This is a genomic window from Mycobacterium sp. Root265, assembly GCF_001428895.1.
Lineage (GTDB): Bacteria > Actinomycetota > Actinomycetes > Mycobacteriales > Mycobacteriaceae > Mycobacterium.
The window spans coordinates 18,974-38,379 of the sequence record NZ_LMJA01000005.1; the positions used below are offsets into that span (position 1 = coordinate 18,974).

The 19,406-nt window shown below is 68.0% G+C and carries 19 protein-coding genes; 13 read left to right on the forward strand and 6 right to left on the reverse strand.

The window, feature by feature from the left end:
- Positions 1-29 precede the first annotated feature (29 nt).
- Positions 30-1,175, forward strand: coding sequence for an LLM class flavin-dependent oxidoreductase (locus tag ASE48_RS07525; RefSeq protein WP_057166444.1), 1,146 nt, complete (start codon positions 30-32; stop codon positions 1,173-1,175).
- 110 nt (positions 1,176-1,285) lie between these two features.
- Here the strand turns inward: ASE48_RS07525 and ASE48_RS07530 are convergent, their stop codons facing one another.
- A complete protein-coding gene (locus ASE48_RS07530; protein ID WP_057166445.1) occupies positions 1,286-1,612 on the reverse strand; it encodes a type II toxin-antitoxin system HicB family antitoxin in 327 nt (108 codons plus the stop codon).
- A gap of 80 nt (positions 1,613-1,692) precedes the next feature.
- Here ASE48_RS07530 and ASE48_RS07535 point away from each other — a divergent pair, with 80 nt between their 5' ends.
- From ASE48_RS07535 to ASE48_RS07555, 5 genes are read left to right on the forward strand one after another with little or no spacing between them, the layout of a single operon-like run.
- On the forward strand, positions 1,693-2,664 hold the full coding sequence (locus ASE48_RS07535; RefSeq protein WP_156409099.1) for a GlxA family transcriptional regulator: 972 nt from the start codon (positions 1,693-1,695) through the stop codon (positions 2,662-2,664).
- 10 nt (positions 2,665-2,674) lie between these two features.
- Complete coding sequence (locus ASE48_RS07540; protein WP_082614045.1) at positions 2,675-3,388, forward strand: DJ-1/PfpI family protein; 714 nt, start codon at positions 2,675-2,677, stop codon at positions 3,386-3,388.
- A 10-nt stretch (positions 3,389-3,398) separates the two neighbouring features.
- A complete protein-coding gene (locus tag ASE48_RS07545) occupies positions 3,399-4,187 on the forward strand; it encodes an alpha/beta fold hydrolase (protein WP_057166447.1) in 789 nt (262 codons plus the stop codon).
- A 9-nt stretch (positions 4,188-4,196) separates the two neighbouring features.
- Positions 4,197-5,825: a 2-succinyl-5-enolpyruvyl-6-hydroxy-3-cyclohexene-1-carboxylic-acid synthase gene (gene menD / locus ASE48_RS07550; RefSeq protein ID WP_057166448.1), complete on the forward strand. Its 1,629-nt coding sequence runs from the start codon at positions 4,197-4,199 to the stop codon at positions 5,823-5,825.
- A 50-nt stretch (positions 5,826-5,875) separates the two neighbouring features.
- Complete coding sequence (locus tag ASE48_RS07555; protein ID WP_057166562.1) at positions 5,876-6,391, forward strand: DUF3592 domain-containing protein; 516 nt, start codon at positions 5,876-5,878, stop codon at positions 6,389-6,391.
- On the opposite strand, the gene ASE48_RS07560 is transcribed toward ASE48_RS07555, so the two are convergent.
- The gene (locus tag ASE48_RS07560) at positions 6,349-7,011 is read right to left on the reverse strand and encodes a DsbA family protein (RefSeq protein WP_057166449.1); all 663 of its coding nucleotides are present in this window, start codon (positions 7,009-7,011) and stop codon (positions 6,349-6,351) included. The genes ASE48_RS07555 and ASE48_RS07560 overlap by 43 nt on opposite strands.
- Before the next feature lie 96 nt (positions 7,012-7,107).
- On the opposite strand from ASE48_RS07560, the gene ASE48_RS07565 reads away from it, so the two are divergent.
- The 3 genes from ASE48_RS07565 to ASE48_RS07575 all read left to right on the forward strand — a co-directional run bounded on the left by ASE48_RS07565 (position 7,108) and on the right by ASE48_RS07575 (position 10,470).
- On the forward strand, positions 7,108-8,235 hold the full coding sequence (locus tag ASE48_RS07565; protein ID WP_057166563.1) for a glycosyltransferase family 4 protein: 1,128 nt from the start codon (positions 7,108-7,110) through the stop codon (positions 8,233-8,235).
- Between the two features lie 97 nt (positions 8,236-8,332).
- Complete coding sequence (locus ASE48_RS07570; RefSeq protein WP_057166450.1) at positions 8,333-9,886, forward strand: BCCT family transporter; 1,554 nt, start codon at positions 8,333-8,335, stop codon at positions 9,884-9,886.
- A 95-nt stretch (positions 9,887-9,981) separates the two neighbouring features.
- Entirely contained in the window at positions 9,982-10,470 is a 489-nt protein-coding gene (locus ASE48_RS07575; protein ID WP_057166451.1) for an Hsp20/alpha crystallin family protein, read from the forward strand.
- Between the two features lie 6 nt (positions 10,471-10,476).
- On the opposite strand, the gene ASE48_RS07580 is transcribed toward ASE48_RS07575, so the two are convergent.
- Positions 10,477-12,027 carry a Na+/H+ antiporter gene (locus tag ASE48_RS07580; protein ID WP_082614047.1) on the reverse strand — a complete coding sequence of 517 codons (1,551 nt, stop codon included), beginning with the start codon at positions 12,025-12,027 and terminating at the stop codon, positions 10,477-10,479.
- A 75-nt stretch (positions 12,028-12,102) separates the two neighbouring features.
- Here ASE48_RS07580 and ASE48_RS07585 point away from each other — a divergent pair, with 75 nt between their 5' ends.
- Entirely contained in the window at positions 12,103-13,704 is a 1,602-nt protein-coding gene (locus ASE48_RS07585) for an MFS transporter (protein WP_057166453.1), read from the forward strand.
- Here the strand turns inward: ASE48_RS07585 and ASE48_RS07590 are convergent.
- Positions 13,701-14,525, reverse strand: a complete 825-nt coding sequence (locus tag ASE48_RS07590; protein WP_057166454.1) for an SDR family oxidoreductase — start codon at positions 14,523-14,525, stop codon at positions 13,701-13,703. The genes ASE48_RS07585 and ASE48_RS07590 overlap by 4 nt on opposite strands.
- Before the next feature lie 97 nt (positions 14,526-14,622).
- On the opposite strand from ASE48_RS07590, the gene ASE48_RS07595 reads away from it, so the two are divergent.
- The 3 genes from ASE48_RS07595 to ppnP are packed head-to-tail and all read left to right on the forward strand — an operon-like array spanning position 14,623 to position 16,603.
- Positions 14,623-15,312: a demethylmenaquinone methyltransferase gene (locus ASE48_RS07595; protein WP_057166455.1), complete on the forward strand. Its 690-nt coding sequence runs from the start codon at positions 14,623-14,625 to the stop codon at positions 15,310-15,312.
- Positions 15,313-15,327: 15 nt separating this feature from the next.
- Positions 15,328-16,275, forward strand: a complete 948-nt coding sequence (locus tag ASE48_RS07600; RefSeq protein WP_057166456.1) for a CobW family GTP-binding protein — start codon at positions 15,328-15,330, stop codon at positions 16,273-16,275.
- Between the two features lie 46 nt (positions 16,276-16,321).
- Positions 16,322-16,603 (forward strand): pyrimidine/purine nucleoside phosphorylase, encoded by a 282-nt coding sequence (gene ppnP / locus ASE48_RS07605; protein WP_057166457.1) that lies wholly within the window; start codon positions 16,322-16,324, stop codon positions 16,601-16,603.
- 6 nt (positions 16,604-16,609) lie between these two features.
- On the opposite strand, the gene ASE48_RS07610 is transcribed toward ppnP, so the two are convergent.
- Together ASE48_RS07610 and ASE48_RS07615 are read right to left on the reverse strand one after the other, a co-directional pair.
- Positions 16,610-17,596, reverse strand: a complete 987-nt coding sequence (locus tag ASE48_RS07610; protein WP_057166458.1) for a hypothetical protein — start codon at positions 17,594-17,596, stop codon at positions 16,610-16,612.
- A complete protein-coding gene (locus tag ASE48_RS07615) occupies positions 17,593-19,236 on the reverse strand; it encodes a C39 family peptidase (RefSeq protein WP_082614059.1) in 1,644 nt (547 codons plus the stop codon). Before ASE48_RS07615 ends, ASE48_RS07610 begins: the two co-directional genes overlap by 4 nt.
- Positions 19,237-19,406 lie beyond the last annotated feature (170 nt).

Genomic DNA, 19,406 nt, shown 5'->3' on the forward strand with positions numbered 1-19,406 from the left:
CCCCGACCAACGGTTTCAGACTCGAGGTCATGACCGATTTCAAAGTGGGTCTGATGGACCCGATCATTGCGTCCAGGCCCACCGTCGATACCTTCACCCGAGCCACCTACCTGTCGGCGGTGGCCAACAGGGTGGACTCGTTCTGGGTGCCCGACCACCTGAATGCGCTGTTCCCACGTGCTTTGTGGCAGCCGAAGTTCAGCGGCGCCGCCAGGATTCTGCCCTCCGCGGATGCCTATCTCGAGCCATGGACCATGCTCGGGCACATCGCGGCGCGAAACAGGGTGGGCCGGCTGCGTCTCGGGGTCGGCGTCACGGACACCGGCCGGCGCAACCCGGCCGTCACCGCGCAGGCCGCCGCCACCCTGCATCTGCTCAGCAAGGGCCGCGCCATCCTCGGGATCGGAACAGGGGAGCGGGAGGGCAATGAACCCTATGGTGTCCCCTGGGACAAGCCGGTGGCGCGATTCGAGGAAGCCATGGCCACCATTCGCGCGCTGTGGAATTCCGGCGGTGAGTTGGTGAATCGGGATTCCCCGTATTTCCCGCTGCACAACGCAAGTTTCGATCTCCCGCCGTACCGCGGGAAGTGGCCGGAGATCTGGATTGCCGCACACGGGCCCCGTATGCTGCGTGCCGCCGGCCGCTACGCCGACGGGTATTTTCCGGCCTTTCCACACATGCCGCAGGAGTACGCCCAGCGGTTGGCGGCGGTGCGCACGGCCGCCTCCGATGCCGGACGCGATCCTTCCGCGATCGTTCCGGCGATGTGGTTCATGGTCGTGACCGGCCGCACCCACGACGATGTCGAGGAGGCGCTCGATTCAGAGGTGTTTCGCGCCGGGGCCTTGAACGCGCCAGATGCGTTCTACGCGAAACACGGTGCACAGCACCCGCTCGGTGAAGGTTTCGCCGGCGCGCAGGACATCCTGCCTCAGAGCTGGGATGAGCAGACCGCGCTGTCACACATCAAGAAAGTTCCCAAAGACGTGGTGCGCAGCATGCTGTTGTGCGGTACGCCCGATGAGATCCTGGAGCGGGCGGCAGAGTGGCGTGATCACGGGGTGCGCTACCTCGTCCTGTCCGATGTCACTGCCTTGCAGCGCAACACGCGAAAGGGCTTGGCCGCGATGCCGTCCTTCTTCAAGGTTGTGCGTTCCCTGAAGAAGTTCTGATCGCTTGGCGGCTGCCCGGGCCGACATGACCTTGTGGAAATCGGTACTGCCGGTAGTACTACGTGTACCGCAGTACTACCGCTGGTACTACATTTCGCAGGGTCTTGTCGTCACCGGCGGCGGTTCGTCAGTTTCTGCAGCACCCACTGGTTGAGAGAAACTCCCTGTTCTGCCGATTCGACCGCCAGGTGCGCGTGCAACTCCGGCGACATGCGCACCACGAATTTTCCGCTGTACTGGCGGTCGGTGAGCGATTCCGGCGGCGTCCAGCCGGTGCCCTCGGCCAGCGCTACGTCGTCGTTCACCAATTTCTCGACCGCGGCGATGGACTCGGCCGCCGTCTGCCCGCGTCCCCGGAGCCCGGGAAATTCGAGGCAGGTACCGACGTAGCACCGATCGCCGGGCGACCACATGGCGCGGTAGGTGTATTCAGTCATACCGCAGGATCGCGGGTACCTCCGACATGTCCTGATCTGTGGGGTGCCCGGCGTAGACGCCATCGGAAATCACGATCACCATGAGAGACGTGAAGCGATCAGTGGTGCTGCTCGGCTACCCGGGCGTGCAGGCACTCGATCTGGTCGGGCCGTTCGAGGTGTTCAGTACCGCCACGCTCATCCTGGCAAGCCAGGGCCGCTACGAGGATGGCTACGAGATCATCATCGCCTCGCCGGACGGCAGCCCGGCCAGTACCTGGAACGGCCTGCAGATCGTCGCGCAACCGCTGCCGCACCACCCGGTCGACACGGTGCTGGTCCCCGGCGGCGCCGGGATCGAGGATCTGCGCCGCAACCCCGATGTCATCGACTGGCTCCGGCGCGCGGCCAAGACCGCCCGCCGGGTGGTCAGCGTGTGCACCGGGGCCTTCCTGGTGGCCGAGGCCGGCCTGCTCGACGGGTGCCGGGCGACCACCCACTGGGCCTTCGCCGACCGGTTGGCCGCCGAATTCCCCGATGTGTCGGTCGATCCCGATCCCATCTTCGTGCGCAGCTCGGACACGGTGTGGACGGCGGCCGGTGTCACCGCCGGCATCGACCTGGCGCTGTCCCTGGTCGAAGACGACCACGGCACCGAACTCGCGCAGACCGTGGCCCGCTGGCTGGTGCTCTATCTGCGCCGGCCCGGCGGCCAGACCCAGTTCGCGGCGCCGGTGTGGGCGCCGCGCGCCAAGCGTGCACCCATCCGCGACGTCCAGGAACACATCGAGACCGAACCCGGTGGCGTACACAGCATCAGCGAGCTGGCCCGCCGCGCGGCCATGAGCCCGCGCCACTTCACCCGGGTGTTCACCGACGAGGTCGGCGAGGCCCCCGGCAGCTACGTCGAGCGGGTCCGCACCGAAGCCGCCCGCCGGCAACTGGAGCAAACCGACGACACCGTCACCGTGATCGCCGCCCGGTGCGGCTTCGGCACCGCAGAAACCATGCGGCGCAACTTCGTTCGACGGGTCGGCATCTCGCCCGACCACTACCGCAAGACGTTTGCCTGAAGGAGAGATCATGCAGATCGCGATCGTGCTGTACCCCGGATTCACCGCACTGGATTTCATCGGCCCCTATGAGGTGCTGCACTACCTGCCCGATGCCGAGGTGCGCTTCCTCTGGCATGAGCCCGGACCGGTCACGGCCGACTCCGGTGTGCTGACCGTCGGTGCCACCCATACGTTCGACGAGACCCCGTCACCGGACATCATCCTGGTCCCCGGCGGCCCGACCACCTTCGAGCACGCCCGCGACGAGAAGGTGCTCGCCTGGCTGCGCACGGCCGATGCCACCTCCACCTGGACCACCTCGGTGTGCTCGGGATCGGTGTTGCTGGCCGCGGCAGGGCTGCTGGAGGGCCGCAAGGCCACCTCGCACTGGATCGTCGTGCCGTTGCTCAAGACCTTCGGCGGGGTGACCGCGGTCGGTGACGAGCGGATCGTGCACCAGGGCAAGTATGTGACCGCGGCCGGGGTGTCCGCCGGGATCGACCTGGGATTGTGGCTGGCCGGGCAGATTTCCGGCGAGTCGCGGGCCAAAGCCATCCAGCTGGGTATCGAATACGACCCGCAGCCGCCGTTCGACTCCGGGCACCTCTCGAAGGCCTCGGTGGCCACCAAGGCCGCCGCCACCGCGTTGCTGTCCCGCGACGTGCTGAAGCCGGCCACCCTGAAGGCCAGCACACAGCTGCTGTGGGACCAGGCGATCCGCAAGGTCCGCGCCCGCAAGTAGGCTCGAGCGGGTGAATCTCGCTTACGTCGACAAGGGCGGCACCGGCGAACCGGTGCTCTTCATCGCGGGCCGCGGAGGCGCGGGCCGCACCTGGCACCTGCATCAGGTCCCGGTTTTCCAGCGGGCCGGCTACCGCGTGATCACGTTCGACAACCGTGGCGTCGGTGCCACCGAGAATGCCAGCGGTTTCACCACCGAGCAGGTGGTCGCCGATACCGCGTCCCTGATCGAGAAGGTGGTCGGCGGGCCGGTGCGGGTGGTCGGGGTGTCCATGGGCTCGTTCATCGCCCAGGAGCTGATGGTGTCCCGCCCCGAGCTGGTCAGCCAGGCGGTGCTGATGGCGACCCGGGGCCGGCACGACGGCGCGCGTGACTTCTTCAACAGGGCCGAACGCGAGTTCCACGACGCGAGCATCACGCTGCCGCCCAGCTATGACGCGAAAATTCGGCTGCTGGAGAACTTCTCGCCCAAGACGCTGAACGACGACCGCGCGGTGCGCGACTGGGCCGAGATGTTCACCATGTGGCCCACGAAATACACCCCGGGCCTGCGCAGCCAGCTCGCGGTCGCCCCGGAGGGCAACCGGTTGCCGGCCTACGCGCACATCAAGGCTCCGGTGCTGGTCATCGGTTTCGGCGACGACGTGCTGATGGCGCCGCACCTGAGCCGGGAGGTGGCCGAGTCCATACCGGCAGGCCGCTACCTGGAGATCCCGGACGCCGGTCACCTGGGCTTCATCGAGCACCCCGATGCGGTCAACGAGGCGATCCTGGAATTCTTTGCTGAAGCCAAGCAATAGGCTGTTCGTGTGAACCCCTCGACGACTCAGGCCCGCGTCGTCGTCGACGAACTGATCCGCGGCGGCGTCCGCGACGTGGTGCTGTGTCCCGGGTCGCGCAACGCCCCGCTGGCCTTCGCGCTGCACGACGCGGACCGGGCCGGGCGCATCCGTCTGCACGTGCGCATCGACGAACGCACCGCCGGATTCCTGGCCATCGGGCTGGCGGTCTCGGGACAGGCACCGGTGCCCATCGCGATGACCTCGGGCACCGCGGTCGCCAATATCGGTCCGGCCGTGGTCGAGGCCAACTACGCACGGGTGCCGCTGATCGTGCTGAGCGCCAACCGGCCCTACGAGTTGCTGGGCACCGGCGCCAACCAGACCATGGAACAGCTCGGCTATTTCGGCAGCCAGGTGCGGGCGAGTATCAGCCTCGGACTGGCCGAAGACGGCGACACGGCCGCGGCCAATGCGCAGTGGCGCTCGGCGACCTGCCGGGTGTTGGTGGCGGCCAAGGGATCTCGTACCGCCAATGCGGGGCCGGTGCAGTTCGACATCCCGCTGCGCGAGCCGCTGGTCCCGGACGCCGACAGTGACCGCGCGACCCCGGACGGCCGGCCCGACGGGCGCTCCTGGACCTACACGCCGCCGGTCACCTTCGATCAGCCGCTGGACATCGACCTCACCCCGGACACCGTCGTCATCGCCGGTCACGGAGCGGGCCCGCACCCCAACCTGGCCGGGCTGCCCACCGTCTCCGAGCCGACCGCGCCGCCGGCGGCCAACCCCCTGCATCCGCTGGCGCTGCCGCTGCTGCGCCCGCAACAGGTCATCATGGCCGGCCGCCCCACCCTGCACCGCACGGTGTCCACGCTGCTGGCCGACTCCTCGGTGCCGGTCTTCGCGCTGACCACCGGACCGCGCTGGCCCGACGTATCGGGCAACTCGCAGGCCACCGGCACCCGCGCGGTGACCTCCGGCACGCCCGATCCGGCCTGGCTGAAGCGCTGCGCCGAGCTCAACGAGCGCACCTGCGCGGCCGTACACAGTCAGCTCGACGAGCATCCGCACACCACCGGCCTGCACGTGGCGGCCGCAGTGGTCGCCGGTCTGCGCGACGGGGACCAGCTGGTGCTCGGCGCCTCCAACCCGGTGCGCGACATCGCCCTGGTCGGATTGAGTGCGCCCGGGGTCAAGGTGCGGTCCAACCGCGGGGTCGCCGGTATCGACGGCACCGTGTCGACCGCGATCGGCGCCGCACTGGCCCACGAACGGTCCGACGGTGGGGGCACCGTCGCGCTGATCGGTGACCTGACCTTCGTGCACGACAGCTCGGGCCTGCTGATCGGGCCCACCGAGCCGAGACCGCGCAACCTGACCATCGTGGTGTCCAACGACAACGGCGGTGGCATCTTCGAACTGCTGGAGCAGGGCGACCCGCGGTTCTCCGATGTGTCCGCGCGCGTCTTCGGCACCCCGCACGACGTGGACATCGCGGCGCTGTGCCGGGCCTATCACGTGGACAGCAGGCAGGTCGAGGTGGACGGCCTTGCCGACGCGCTGCGCGAACCGTTCGACGGGATGCGGGTGCTGGAGGTGAAGGCCGACCGGTCCTCGCTCCGTGCGCTGCACGCGTCCATCCGGGCGGCGCTCTAGTGCACCTGCTCACCACGCTGAAAGACCGGTGGTGGCACCGGGTTCCGCGGATGTTCGGGGACGGCACCGAGACCAGACCCCAGCGGGTCATCCGGCGGGTGCGGGTCGGGATCATCCTGGCCGCGTGTCTGGTCACGTTGCAGTCGGTGCTGCTGGTGCTGGGCGCCTGGGAGAACGACCGCCGGATCGAGGCCGATATGGGTGTCGCGGCCGCCGAGGTGCTCGACGCCGGCCCGCGACGGTCGACCATCGAATTCGTCACCCCCGACCGGGTGACCTACCGGCCTGAACTCGGCGTGCTCTATCCCTCCGAACTGGACACCGGGATGCGGATCTACGTGGAGTACGACCGCTCGGACCCCGATCTGGTGCGGGTGCAGCACCGTAACGCGGCGCTGGCCATCATCCCGGCCGGGTCGATCGCGGTGCTGGGCTGGCTGATCGCCGGGACGGCGCTACTGGTGGTGGCGGTCATCGCCCGGCGGGTCGAGCAACAGGCCATCAACGATCAGGCCGCCCAGGATCAGGACGACGCCATCAACTTGTCGAGCCAGTCCTCCTCGTAGATGTCGACCTTCTCGTCGTTCACCAGGTCGTACACCGTCGGTGTCCCGGTGTTCTCCGAGTCGACCATGTACAGGAAGTCGTAGTTGGTCTCATCCATCTCGACGGCGTCCACCGCGGCCTCGCCGTCGGCGATCCGCTGCGCCAGTTCGCCGGGTATCCCCGCGGTGCGGGCCTTGTCGGCCAGCTCGTCATCGGTCGGTCCCTTGCCGGACGGATCCTGGTCGGCCCACAGTTCCTCGACGAACTCCTGGAACGCCACCGCGGGTGTGCTGCCGTCCTGGGCCGCGACGAACAACGCATTGCTGACCCGCTCGGAGTAGTGCGAGCCCGACATCTCCAGGAAGGTCATGGGGCGGTAGGTGACGGCGAGTTGGCCGGCGGCGATATGGCGCTGGATCGATTCGCCGACTTCGCGCTGCAGGTCCGCGCAGTGCGTGCACTGCGGTTCGGCGAAGATCTCGATCTGCACCGGCGCCTCGTCGAATCCGGCGTGGATACCGAAACCGTCCTCACTCACCTGCGTCAACGGCTTGATCGGGTCGGAAAGGGCGCTACCTTCGATCTGGCGTGTGCAACCCACGGCGGTCAGCAGCGTCAAACCGGTGAGCAAGGCCAACATTCGATGCACGTGGCCACCGTACCGCTGTCGTGGTGTTCGCACGCCATATGCCCGCTGGCAACCGTGCTGTCAACCTGCGGTGCGACAGTCGGCGATGTGCGCGTTGCAATCGTTGCCGAATCCTTCCTCCCGAACGTCAACGGCGTGACCAACTCGGTGCTTCGGGTGATCGAGCATCTCCGGCGCTCGGGACACGAAGTTCTGGTCATCGCACCGGACTCCCCGCGCGGCCTGCCGCCCGCCGATCGTGTGCACGACGGGGTCCGGGTTCACCGGGTGCCCTCGCACATGTTCCCGAAGGTGACCTCGCTGCCACTCGGGGTCCCGCTGCCCCGGATCGTCGGTGTACTACGCGGTTTCGATCCCGATGTGGTGCATCTGGCGTCACCTGCGCTGCTCGGCTGGGGCGGCGTGCACGCCGCCCGGTACCTCGATGTCCCCGCGGTGGCCATCTTCCAGACCGATGTCGCCGGCTTCGCCGAGAGCTACGGCGTCGGCGTGCTGTCCCGGGTGTCCTGGGCGTGGACCCGCCGGTTGCACAGCAAGGCCGACCGCACCCTGGCACCGTCCACCTCGGCGATGGAAAATCTTGCTGCCCATGGTGTTCCGCGCCTGCACAAGTGGGGACGCGGGGTCGACATCACCGGCTTCGTGCCGTCGGCGCGCGATGAATCGTTGCGGGCCAAGTGGTCTCCGGCCGGAAAGCCGGTCATCGGTTTCGTCGGCAGGCTCGCCCCGGAGAAACATGTCGAGCGGCTGGCCACCCTTGCCGCCCGTGATGACCTGCAGGTCGTGGTCGTCGGCGACGGTGTCGACAAGGGAAAGCTCGAATCACTGATGCCCACAGCGGTTTTCACCGGCGAGCTGCGTGGCACGGATCTCGCCGCCGCCTACGCCAGCATGGATGTCTTCGTGCACCCCGGCGAACACGAGACGTTCTGCCAGGCCGTCCAGGAGGCGATGGCCTCCGGTCTTCCGGTGATCGCTCCCGATGCCGGCGGCCCGCGCGATCTGGTCGTTCCGATGCACACCGGCCTGCTGCTGGGCGTCGGCGAGTTCGAGACCCGCCTCTCGGGCGCCGTCGACCACCTGTTCGCCGAGCGGGCCCGCTACTCGGCGGCCGCCAGGCGCAGCGTGCTCGCCCGCACCTGGCCGGCCGTCTGCGACGAACTCCTGGAGCATTACGAGTCGGTCATCGGCCAGCGACGTCGTAAGGCCGCCTAGCGAATCTGCACGACGCAATGTGTTGACACTTCTTGGCAGCGGCCACCATGGTTAGCTGCGAAGGGGGTGCGTGCGTGTGAACCGAATTCTCAGGGGCGTGGACCCCGCCGTGCTGTGGGGCTCGGCGGTGGTCATCACCGGTTTCGTGGGCTGGGGTCTGATCGCCCCGGAAAGCCTCGGCTCGGTGATGACGTCCACGCTCAACTGGATCATCGGCAACTTCAGCTGGGCTTTCGTGCTGATCGCCACCGCCGTCCTGGTGGTGTGCATCGTGCTGGTGTTCAGCAGGTGGGGCAAGATCCGGCTGGGCCCTGACGATTCCCGCCCGCAGTTCAACACGTTCTCCTGGGTGTCGATGATGTTCGCGGCCGGCCTGGGTGCGGGTTTGCTGTTCTTCGGTGTGGCCGAACCCGTTACGCACTGGACCGCCCCGCCGCACGGGCTGGCCACTCCGGAGAGCGAAGAGGCCGCCCTGCTGGCCCTGCGCTACACCTACTTCCACTGGGGTTTCAACGGGTGGGCGATGTACGCCGTGATGGGCGGCGCGATGGCCTATTTCGCGTACCGCAAGAACATGCCGATCCTGGTCAGCTCCACCCTGTCGCCGTTCCTGGGCCGTGACGCGCCGTCGCGGCCGCTGGGCCGCCTCGTCGACGGACTGGCGATCGTGGCCACCCTGTTCGGCACGGCGACGGCGCTGGGGCTCAATGGCCTGCAGCTCAACAGCGGTCTGGAATACCTGTTCGGGGTGCAGAAGTCGAACGTGATCGCCGTGCTGATCATCGTGGTGGTGACCGCGCTGTTCATCCTCTCGGCCACCTCCGGGGTGGAGAAGGGCATCAACTACCTGGCCAACCTGGGTGCGGTGGCCACCATCGTGCTGTTCCTGTTCTTCCTGGTTCTGGGCGGCAGCACCGTTCTCGTGGTGTCCAACGGCATCGAGTCGATCGGCAACTACATCCTGCAGGTGCTGCCGATGTCGCTGCAGATGGGCGTGGGTGACGAGGCCTGGATGGCGAGCTGGACCATCTTCTATTGGGCGTGGTGGATCTCGTGGGGTCCCTTCGTGGGAATGTTCGTGGCCCGCATCTCGCGCGGCCGCACCATCCGCGAGTTCGTCCTGGGCGTGGCGGTCGCGCCGACCGGATTCGGGTTCGTCTGGTTCGCGATCGTCGGTGGCACCGGTATCGAGCTGCAACGCAGCGGTGCCGCCGACATCGTCGGCTCGCTGTCCACGCCGGAGCTGGTGCTGTTCACCGCGCTGGACGCGCTGCCGCTGGCCGGCATCGTGTCCTTCCTGTGCATCCTGCTGATCGCGCTGTTCTTCATCAGCGGCGCGGATGCCGCCGCGGTGGTGATGGCGACGATGGCGAGCAAGGGCTCCATCGCGCCGTCCAAGATCGTCACGGTGATCTTCGGCGTGCTGATGGGTGGCATCGCCTGCGCGATGCTGCTTGTCGGTGGCCTCAATGCGTTGCAACAGGCCGCCATCCTGGGTGCCGTCCCGTTCACCTTCGTCCTGATCGCGGTGACCTTCGCGTGGTTCAAGGCGCTACGGGAGGAGGACGGCACCGCGGTGCTGGAGGTCGATCTGGCCGAAAGGCCCGAGGCCACGCCGGTCGTCGTCAGCACAGACGGTTCGCCGAAGTGACCGCGGGAAGGGAAGATTCACAGGTGGCCCGCGACTTCCTGCGCAGCGTCGATCTCGCAACACCACTGCGGCACTGAATCCACCAGGAGAGGCATATGTCCGGTTCGCGACCCAATATCTTCGAAGGCGTCACCGACTACTTCACCGAGCTCACCCGGATGCGCAGCCTGGGCATCCACGGTGCGCCGGAGGCCGAGCGCACGCACGCCTCCGCATGGGTGCCGGTCACCGACATCTTCGCCCGCGGCGACGACCTGGTGGTCCGCGTCGAACTCTCCGGCGTGGACCCCGAAGACGTGGCGCTGAGCTTCAGCCGCGGCGTGCTCACCATCTCGGGCACCCGCGGCCGCGAGCTGCCCGACGACGTCGAATTCCTGGTGCACGAACGCTATTACGGTGAGTTCCGCAGGCTGATCACGTTGCCCGAGGACACCCGCACCGAGCAGATTTCCTCGGTGCTGGACCGCGGACTGCTGGTCATCACCGTGCAGGGCGCACTCGGCTCGTCGGTCGCTGCCGAACGCATCGAGGTCGTCGACCGCTCCCAGGAGGCGAGCACGCCCACCGTGCGGTCCGACGAGTAGGGCCGATCACTGCGGGGTGGTGCCGTGACCGTCGAGTTTGCGCAGGAGGTTGTCGGCCACCGTCGGGTCCACTCCCTGCTCGGTGCGCGCGGACAGAATGGCGTTGCGGGCGGCGGTCAGCACTTCGGCCTCAAGCTCGTCCGCTCGTTCCCGGCGGGCAGCGCTGCAGTCGTCGGCCCGCTCCTCGAAACCCAGTCGCAGCCAGACCCTCTCGATGTCGTCGCGGGCGGCCTGCGCGGTCGCCTGATCGATGTCACCGTCTCGGGTGAGCTCGTCCAGGCGTGCGGCGCCGGCCCGGCGAGCCCGCGTGGTGAGCTCACGCTGCAAATCAGCCGTCTGCTCCGGGGGCACCCGGACGTCGAGGCGGCGCACCACCCACGGCAAGGTGGTGCCCTGCAATGTCAACGTCACCACGATGACGACGAAGGCGATGAAGATCAGCCGGTCGCGTTCCGGGAAGTCGACCGGAAGCGCCAGCACGGCGGCCAGCGTGACCACACCCCGCATCCCGGCCCATGACGCGATGAGGCGTTCGCGCCATCCGGTGGGCTCGGCTTCCGGTTTCGACCGGGCGGCCAACCGTTGATCGATGGTGCCGACCACGAAGATCCATCCGAACCGGATCACGATCACGGCGGCCGTGACCACCAGCGCCTGGGTGATCAGCTCGCCGAGGTCGCCAGGAACGGCCTGGGCCACCACCCGCAGCTCGAGCCCCACGAAGGCGAAAGCGGCGCCCGTGACGAGCAGTTCGATGATGTCCCAGGCGGTTTCGGAGACCAGCCGGGTTTGTGCGGATTCGCTGTCGGGATGCCTGCTCAAGGCCAGCGCCAGGGTCACCACGGCGAGCACGCCACTGCCGTGGGCGACATCGGCGATCCCGTACGCCGCGAACGGCATCAGCAGGACGAAGGCGCTACCCACGGGGTGGGCGGGCAGCTTGCCGATCAGCCAGCGCGCCCCCACGGCAAGCACCAGGCCGATACCGACCCCGACGACGACCGACAGGGCCAGACTCGACGCGGCGCCCCACACGGAGAGCGTCCCGGCGACGACGCCGGCGACGGCAACCTCGTAGAGCACCAGTGCGGTCGCGTCGTTGGACAGTCCCTCGCCTTCCAGGGTGGTCCGCAACCGGCGTCGCAGACCCAGCTCACGCACCGCTGCGGTGGCCGCCACCGGGTCCGGCGGTGCCACCGCCGCCCCCAGCGCCAGCGCCGCGAGCAAGGGTGCGCCGGGCACCAGGGCGTGCACCAGCACACCGACGGCGAACGCCGTCACCAGCACCAGTGCGATGGCGAGAAGACCTATGGCCCTGCGGTTGTCGAGAAACTCGCGCCACGATGTGCGGCGGGCCGCAGCGAAGAGCAGTGGCGGTAACACCAGCGGAAGGATCAGCTCCGGGTTGATCGACGGTGTCGGCAAACCCGGGATGAACGCGACCGCCAGACCCGCGACGAGCAGCAGCACCGGGTACGGCAATTTGAGACGCGTCGCCACCGGCGCCAGAAAGACGGTAGCGACGAACAACGCCAGTAGCAGCGTCAGCTGTTCCATTCGCACCGATTCATCCAGCGGATATACCCGCTGCCGCATGCCACAAACGCGGCCCGCAGCCTCTAGCGTGGACGGATGACCTCGGTAGGCACATCGGCACCGTCCACGTCGACGTGGGCACCGCTGCGATCGCCGGTCTACCGCGCGCTGTGGATCGCGCAGCTGGTGTCCAATCTCGGTACCTGGATGCAGACCGTCGGGGCGCAGTGGATGCTCGTCGGCGACCCGCGCGCGGCGGTGCTGGTGCCACTGGTGCAGACCGCGACGACGCTGCCGGTGATGCTGCTCGCGTTGCCGTCGGGCGTGCTGGCCGACCTCATCGACCGGCGGCGTCTGCTCATCGCCACCCAGGGCGCGATGGCCGCCGGGGTGGGTCTGCTCGCCTCGTTGACCGGCGCCGGGCTGACGACTCCGGCGGTGCTGCTGATGTTGCTGTTCGTGATCGGCTGCGGGCAGGCGCTCGTCGCGCCGGCCTGGCAGGCGATCCAGCCGGATCTTGTTCCCGCCCAGCAGATCCCGGCCGCCGCCGCGCTGGGGAGCATGAGCATCAACTTGGCCCGCGCCATCGGGCCTGCCATCGCCGGTGTGCTGGTGTCGCTGTCGGGCCCGACCCTCGTCTTCGGGCTGAACGCGGTGTCGTTCGTAGGGATCGTGGTCGTGCTCGTCATGTGGCGACCCGCCTCGGTGGAACGCAGCGAACCGCCCGAGCGGGCGCTGGCGGCGCTCAGTGCGGGTGGACGCTTCATCCGCAGCTCACCGATCGTGCGACGGATCCTGCTGCGGGCGGCGCTGTTCATCGCTCCCGCCAGCGCACTGTGGGGGCTGCTTCCGGTGATCGCCAGCAGCCGCCTCGGCCTGTCGTCGTCGGGCTACGGTGTGCTGCTCGGCGCGCTGGGAGCCGGTGCGGTGCTCGGCGCCTTCCTGTTGTCGCGGTTGCGGTCCCGATTCGGCCAGAACGTGCTGCTGACCACCGCCGCGGCGGGTTTCGCGGTGGCCACCGTGGTGCTGGCTCTGGTGCCCAACTTCTCCATCGTGCTGGCAGCACTGTTGGTGGGCGGCGCCTCCTGGTTGCTGTCGCTGTCGACGCTGAACGCGTCCATGCAGCTGAGTCTGCCGGGCTGGGTACGGGCCCGCGGGCTGTCCGTCTATCAGCTGGTCTTCATGGGCGGGCAGGCGGTGGGGTCGCTGGTGTGGGGGCTGGTCGCGGCCGGCACCACCAGCGTGACGAGCTTGTTGATCAGCGCGGGTTTTCTGCTGGTGTGCGGACTGTCCTCACTGTGGTGGCCGCTGCACGCCAAGACCGGCGACCTCGACCTGACCCCGTCCTCGCACTGGCCCGAGCCCAACCTGGTCTTCGATCCCGCCCCGCTCGACGGACCCGTCCTGGTGATCACCGCATACCGCGTCACGCCGGAGGACGAGCAGCACTTCCTCGCCGCGATGGACGTCATGGGCCGCTCCCGGCAGCGCACCGGGGCCTCGCAGTGGCGGCTGTTCCGCAGCGTCGAACACGAAGCGACGTTTGTGGAGACGTTCATCGTGCGGTCCTGGGGTGAACACATGCACCAGCACCACACCCGGCTCACCGGCCAGGACCTGCTCATCGAACAGGCCGTGGAGCGCTACACCGACGGTGTCCCGGTGTCCGAGCACTATCTCGCGGTGCGCAACCCCTAGCCCTGAGCCTCCACGGACACCGGCTGCCATTCCCGCCACGTCGCCAGCCGCTGCGCGTAGTCGGCCTCGGCCAGCTGCAGCGGGATCTCCCCGAAGAACACCCGCAGCGGCGGCTTCTCGGCGTCCACGATCTTGAGCACTGCGGCGGCCGACGCCTGCGGGTCGCCCGACTTCGCGGTGCGCTTGGCACGGGCCTCCTGCGCCTCTTTGTGGGCTTCGGCATAGTCCGGCAGCGGCTCGGCCCGCTTGGCCGAGGACCCGGCCCAGTCGGTGTCGAAGCCGCCCGGCTCGATCAGCGTGACGTGGACGTTGAAACCGGCGACCTCCTGGGCCAGCGACTGCGAGAAACCCTCCAGCGCCCACTTCGAGGCGTGGTAGATGCCGACGTTCTGGAACGCGGTGATGCCGCCGATCGAGGACACCTGGATGATGTGCCCGCTGCGCTGGGCCCGAAGGAACGGCAGCGCAGCCTGGGTCACCCACAGCGCGCCGAACACGTTCGTCTCGATCTGGTCGCGCGCCTCGGCCTCCGTGAGCTCCTCGATGAACCCGAATTGCCCGTACCCGGCGTTGTTGACCACGACATCGAGCCGGCCGAAGTGCTCGTGGGCGGCCTTGACCGCGGCGAAGTCGGCCTCCCGGTCGGTGACGTCGAGTTGTAGCGGCAGGATCGCCGCGCCATATTTGGTGACCAAGTCGTCCAGCGACGCGGTATCGCGGGCGGTGGCGGCCACCTTGTCGCCGCGCTCCAGGGCCGCGATGGCCCATTCCCGGCCGAAGCCACGTGATGTGCCGGTGATGAACCAGACCTTCTCAGCCATATCGGTGCCTTTCGTTCGCGGAGCTCTCCAGCGGTACCAACGTCATCACGGAATCCCCATTCCCGGAACCCCGAGACTCACAGGTAGTTTTAAAGCGATGAGCAGGGCATCGCTGGAGAAGGACCCACATGAGGTCGCGTCGATGTTCGACGCCGTGGCCCGCCGTTACGACATCACCAACACGGTGATGTCGCTCGGGCAGGACCGGTACTGGCGCCGTCAGACGCGTGCGGCACTGGCCATCGGGCCGGGGGAGCGGGTGCTGGACCTGGCGGCCGGCACCGCCGTGTCGACGGTCGAGCTGGCGAGTTCGGGTGCCTGGTGTGTGGCGGCGGACTTCTCGGTCGGCATGCTGTCCGCCGGTGCGGCCCGCAGTGTGCCCAAGGTGGCCGGCGACGCCACCAAGCTGCCGTTCGCCGACGGCGTGTTCGACGCGGTGACCATCAGCTTCGGGCTGCGCAACGTGGTCGACCATGTGGCGGGTCTGCGGGAGATGGCGCGGGTGACGCGCCCCGGCGGCCGACTGGTGGTGTGCGAGTTCTCCACGCCGACCAACGGGCTGTTCGCCACCGCGTACAAGGAATACCTGATGCAGGCGCTGCCCATGATGGCGCGCACGGTATCGAGCAACCCGGACGCCTATGTGTATCTGGCCGAGTCGATCCGGGCCTGGCCCACGCAGTCCGAACTCGCCGACCGTATCCGCGACGCCGGCTGGGAAGCCGTGCGCTGGCGCAATCTGACCGGTGGGATCGTCGCGCTGCACGCAGCCGTCAAGCCGGTCTAGCCGCGGAGCCGAGCCATGAGCGTCCCCGTCCTGGCCCTTGCCGGCTTCCTCGGCGCCGGTAAGACGACGCTGCTCAACCACCTGCTGCGTAACACCCGCGGCGTGCGAATCGGGGCGCTGGTCAACGACTTCGGTGCGGTGAACATCGACGCCATGTTCGTGGCCGGGCAGGTCGACGCGATGGCCTCGCTGTCCAACGGGTGCATCTGTTGCGCGGTGGACGCCTCCGAGGCCGCCGAGATGCTGGGCCGGCTCGCCGCGGTGCGGCCCGCGCTGGACCTGATCGTGGTCGAGGCCAGCGGTATCGCCGAGCCGCCGGTGTTGGCGCGCACGATCGCCACCGCCGGGGACGACCGGTTCCATTACGCCGGACTGGTGTTGGTGGTCGACGCCGCCCAACCGGCCGAGCTGGGACACGGGGTGCGGGTGGCCGACCTGGTGGTGCTGAACAAGGCATCCGACGGTGATGCCGATGCGGTGGCGGCTGAGGTCCGCGCCGAGAACCCGCGAGTCCCGCTGGTGTACACCGACTTTGCGCGGGTGGATCCAGCCTTGCTGATCGACGCGCCGGTGAGGCGTCGGGAGCGCCCGACCCAGCTCTCCCTGGATGAACTGCTCCTCGAGGACGATCATCATCACGAGCACCCGGAATATCAGAGTGTGGAGTTCAGCGCCGATGCGCCGGTGAACCCACGCCGCTTTCTGGCTTTTTTGCAGGACCGGCCCGTCGGGCTCTATCGCGCAAAGGGTTTCGTGGATTTCGGCGACGGCGGCCGGTACTCTGTTCAGCTCGTCGGCACGTCGCTGCGCTTCGAGAAGCGCCGCGGGGCGGGGCGGGGGACCACGCTGGTGCTCATCGGCACCGGCATCAACGAAGTGGCGGTGTCGTCCGCGCTCGAAGACTGCACCCGCGAACCGGCCGATGAGAACGCGATGCTCGGCGTGCACAAGTACCTGGTGTAGCCGGCCGGGTATTCTGGCCGCTCACCCCATCTCGGAGGAGCTGTGCGTGTTCAAGGTCAATGAGTACTTCGGCGGCGACGTCGCGTCGATCGCCTTCGCGACCGCGGAAGGACCGGCCACCGTCGGTGTCATGGCAGTCGGCGAGTTCGAGTTCGGGACATCGCAGCTGGAGATCATGAGCGTGGTGTCCGGCGCGCTGACCGTGCGGCTGCCAGGTCAGGACGCGTGGCAAACCTTTGCGGCGGGAACCCAATTCACGGTGCCCGCGGACAGCACGTTCACGGTGCGCGCGGAGGTCGAGACGGCCTATCTGTGCGAGTACCGCTGACGCGGCTCAGGCAGCCATGCGGGCCCCGGCGGAGGCGCACAGCGCGTTGACGTGCGCGACCGCATGCGCGATGTGGTTCACCCCGGGCACCGCGTCGGTGGTGTCATAGCTGACGTGCGGTCCGGTACCGGCGGCGACGAACTGAAGCGCCAGCACCGCCGCCTCGATGGCGTCGAACGGCGTGACGCCCTCGACCGAGTCCGACGGCAACTTCGCGATGGCGGGATTGTTCAGCAGTTGGCCCGCCAGACCGGCGGAGGGGCCCAGCGCGGCCAGCCCGCCGAGTCCGGCCAGCGGACCGAGCAGATCGATCAGCAGTTGCACCACGCCCCGGGCGATCGACTCGACCATCGGTAGCGGGGTGGGCGCGAGGCCGATGTCCACGCCCATCGAATAGAAGTTCCGGATGATCTGGCCCGCTCCGTTGAGCGGGGTGGCGGAGTAGAGGTCGATGCCGACCGCCCGATTCTTCGGTCCGTTCGCCGCGTAGCGCCATCGCGGGTCGGGGGTGGCGATGCGGACCGGACTGATGCCCGCACCGCCCGGGTCGGGTGCGCCTCCGCCGGTGACCTTCTCCGGACGCATCGGGTCGCCGAAGCTGAAACCGCCGATGAAATCCCCGAATCGATGCTCCAGCACACCTCCGGGCAGCAATTCCAGGTAGATCTCGCCGGCGCACTGGGCGCCCTGACTGTAGCCCCCGAGCCCGAACGTCTGGTTCGGATGGGCATTGATCCAGTCGATCGCCCAGCGCTTGCCGGTCGCCACGCTCTGCCGGTAACTCGGGGCGTTGGCATCGGGTCCGCCGACCGGCCCGAACGACCATGGTGACTGGACGGGCACCTCGAACACCAGATCGGGGTCGGCGTTCTGCACGACCCACGAGCTGTAGCCGGTACCGGGCGGCGCCCAGGTACCTGAACAGGTCAACCATGCGTGCCGGACCCGGCGCACGCCGCGGATATCGGCAAGCAGGTCCCCGAAATCGGTCATCGCGGTGCGCGTTTCGCCGGCGCTTTGGCCGGCGCTTTCTTCGCGGCCTTGGCGGCGGGCCGCTTGCGCGGCGGCCGGGGGGTGTGCCCGTTGGTGTGACCGTTGGTGGCGGCCGGCACCTCGGTGTCGGCGAAGGCGCTGGTGGACAGATCGTTGGAGGCCCGCCACTGAATGGCGAACTCCATCAGTTCCAGCAGGACATCACCGGAATCGCGTTCGATGCCGTCGGAAAATGTGTGGCGCCAGGCGATCTGTTCGTTGATCGGCACGATCTGCTCGAAGGCGTCGGTATGCCCGGCGTGATCGGTGCCATCGGGCTGCCGACGCATCCACGGGCCCCGATCGGCGTCGTTGACGATCTCGTTGAAATCGCGCGGATGCCGCGAGTAGGCGTACCGCCAGGCGAACGGCCATCCGTTCGCCGCGGTCCCCGTGGTGGCATTGCGGATCTCTTCTGCATCGGCCATGGTGATGTCTCCTGTCTGAGTTGTCAAAGCAGTTAGTGGGGAACCTATTTCGCGGCAGCGTTGCCACCGGAGCTTGCGGTCTTCCAGGCCGTTGAGCCCGCCGTTGATGGCTCGGGTGACACCTTCGAGATCGTTGGCGTCACACATCGCGTTGATCTGCGGACGTGCCACCGTCCAGTACCAGATCGCCCCCAGGAAGCTGAACTTGTCGGTCCCCAGCTGTTCGGGAGAGTCCACGAAGAATGTCGGGCTGGGCACCAGGCCGCGACTGTGGGCCCACTGCGACACCTTGGTGTAGTTGTGCCGGCCGGTGACCTGGATCGGGCCGCGGCCCTTGAACCGGCGGCCGTCCCCGGGATGGGTGTTCCCGAGATCGGCGCGGCCCTCGTAGGCGCCGCCGTCGGCGATCTCTTCCATGAACTTCAGGCCGCCGGATTCGTGCCCGATCTGGGCCAGCCACATGGTGATTCGCTCCGGGGTGTTGCACCCGGACTCCTGCAGTGCCTGTGTCACGGCCGGTAGCAGAGCGCGGTAGCGGTCGAACGAGATACTGCCGCCCATCGCACGCATCAGGTTCTCCGCAACCTGATCGCTCGGCGCGTTCGGTGCGATCGGATTGACGTCGATATCGGCGTAGCAGTAGCCCTTGGGCGGGATCAGCGTGGCCGCCTGATCGAAGCTGATCCAGTAGTTGAAGGGTTTGAACCCACTGTCGGCGATCCACAACGCACGTTCGCCGGGGGTGTCGTCGTAGCCCATGCACGCGACATAGTGGAAAACGGTGCCGCCGCGGTACGCAGGTGACGTCGTGCCCTTGACGGCGCGCGGGTAGTTCGATGGTGGTGCCACCCAGTTCATCACCACGCCGAATCCGCTGTTGATCGAGGCCACCACATCGGACCACAACCGGTCTTTCTGCTGCGGGGTCGGCGGGTCATCCGTCATGTTGACCGAGGTGTACCGGGCATCGCAGACCTTCTTGTCGAGCACCCGCTCGATCAGGCCGATGAAGTCGGTACCCGCTGTGGTGGTGCCGATCTCGCGTGCCAGATCGGCCTCGGCCAGCCGGACACCCCGGGACTCGAGCACGACCTGAGTCGATGCCGGTCCACACCAGAACGGTGTCTCCTGCACGACGATCGTCCGGTCATACGGCAACAGTTTCTCGGTCATCACAACCCCGTTCATTCCGGTTCACCCGTGCGGTACTGCGATCGTCATCCACGCCGCGACGGGGGATATGCGTAGAGCCGTACTCGATTCTGCCGCCGGCGCGTACGTGCCGATCTGCGAAGTGAGTACCGCTCTACCCGGATCGGCGTCTCCACCGACTCCTACCGTGG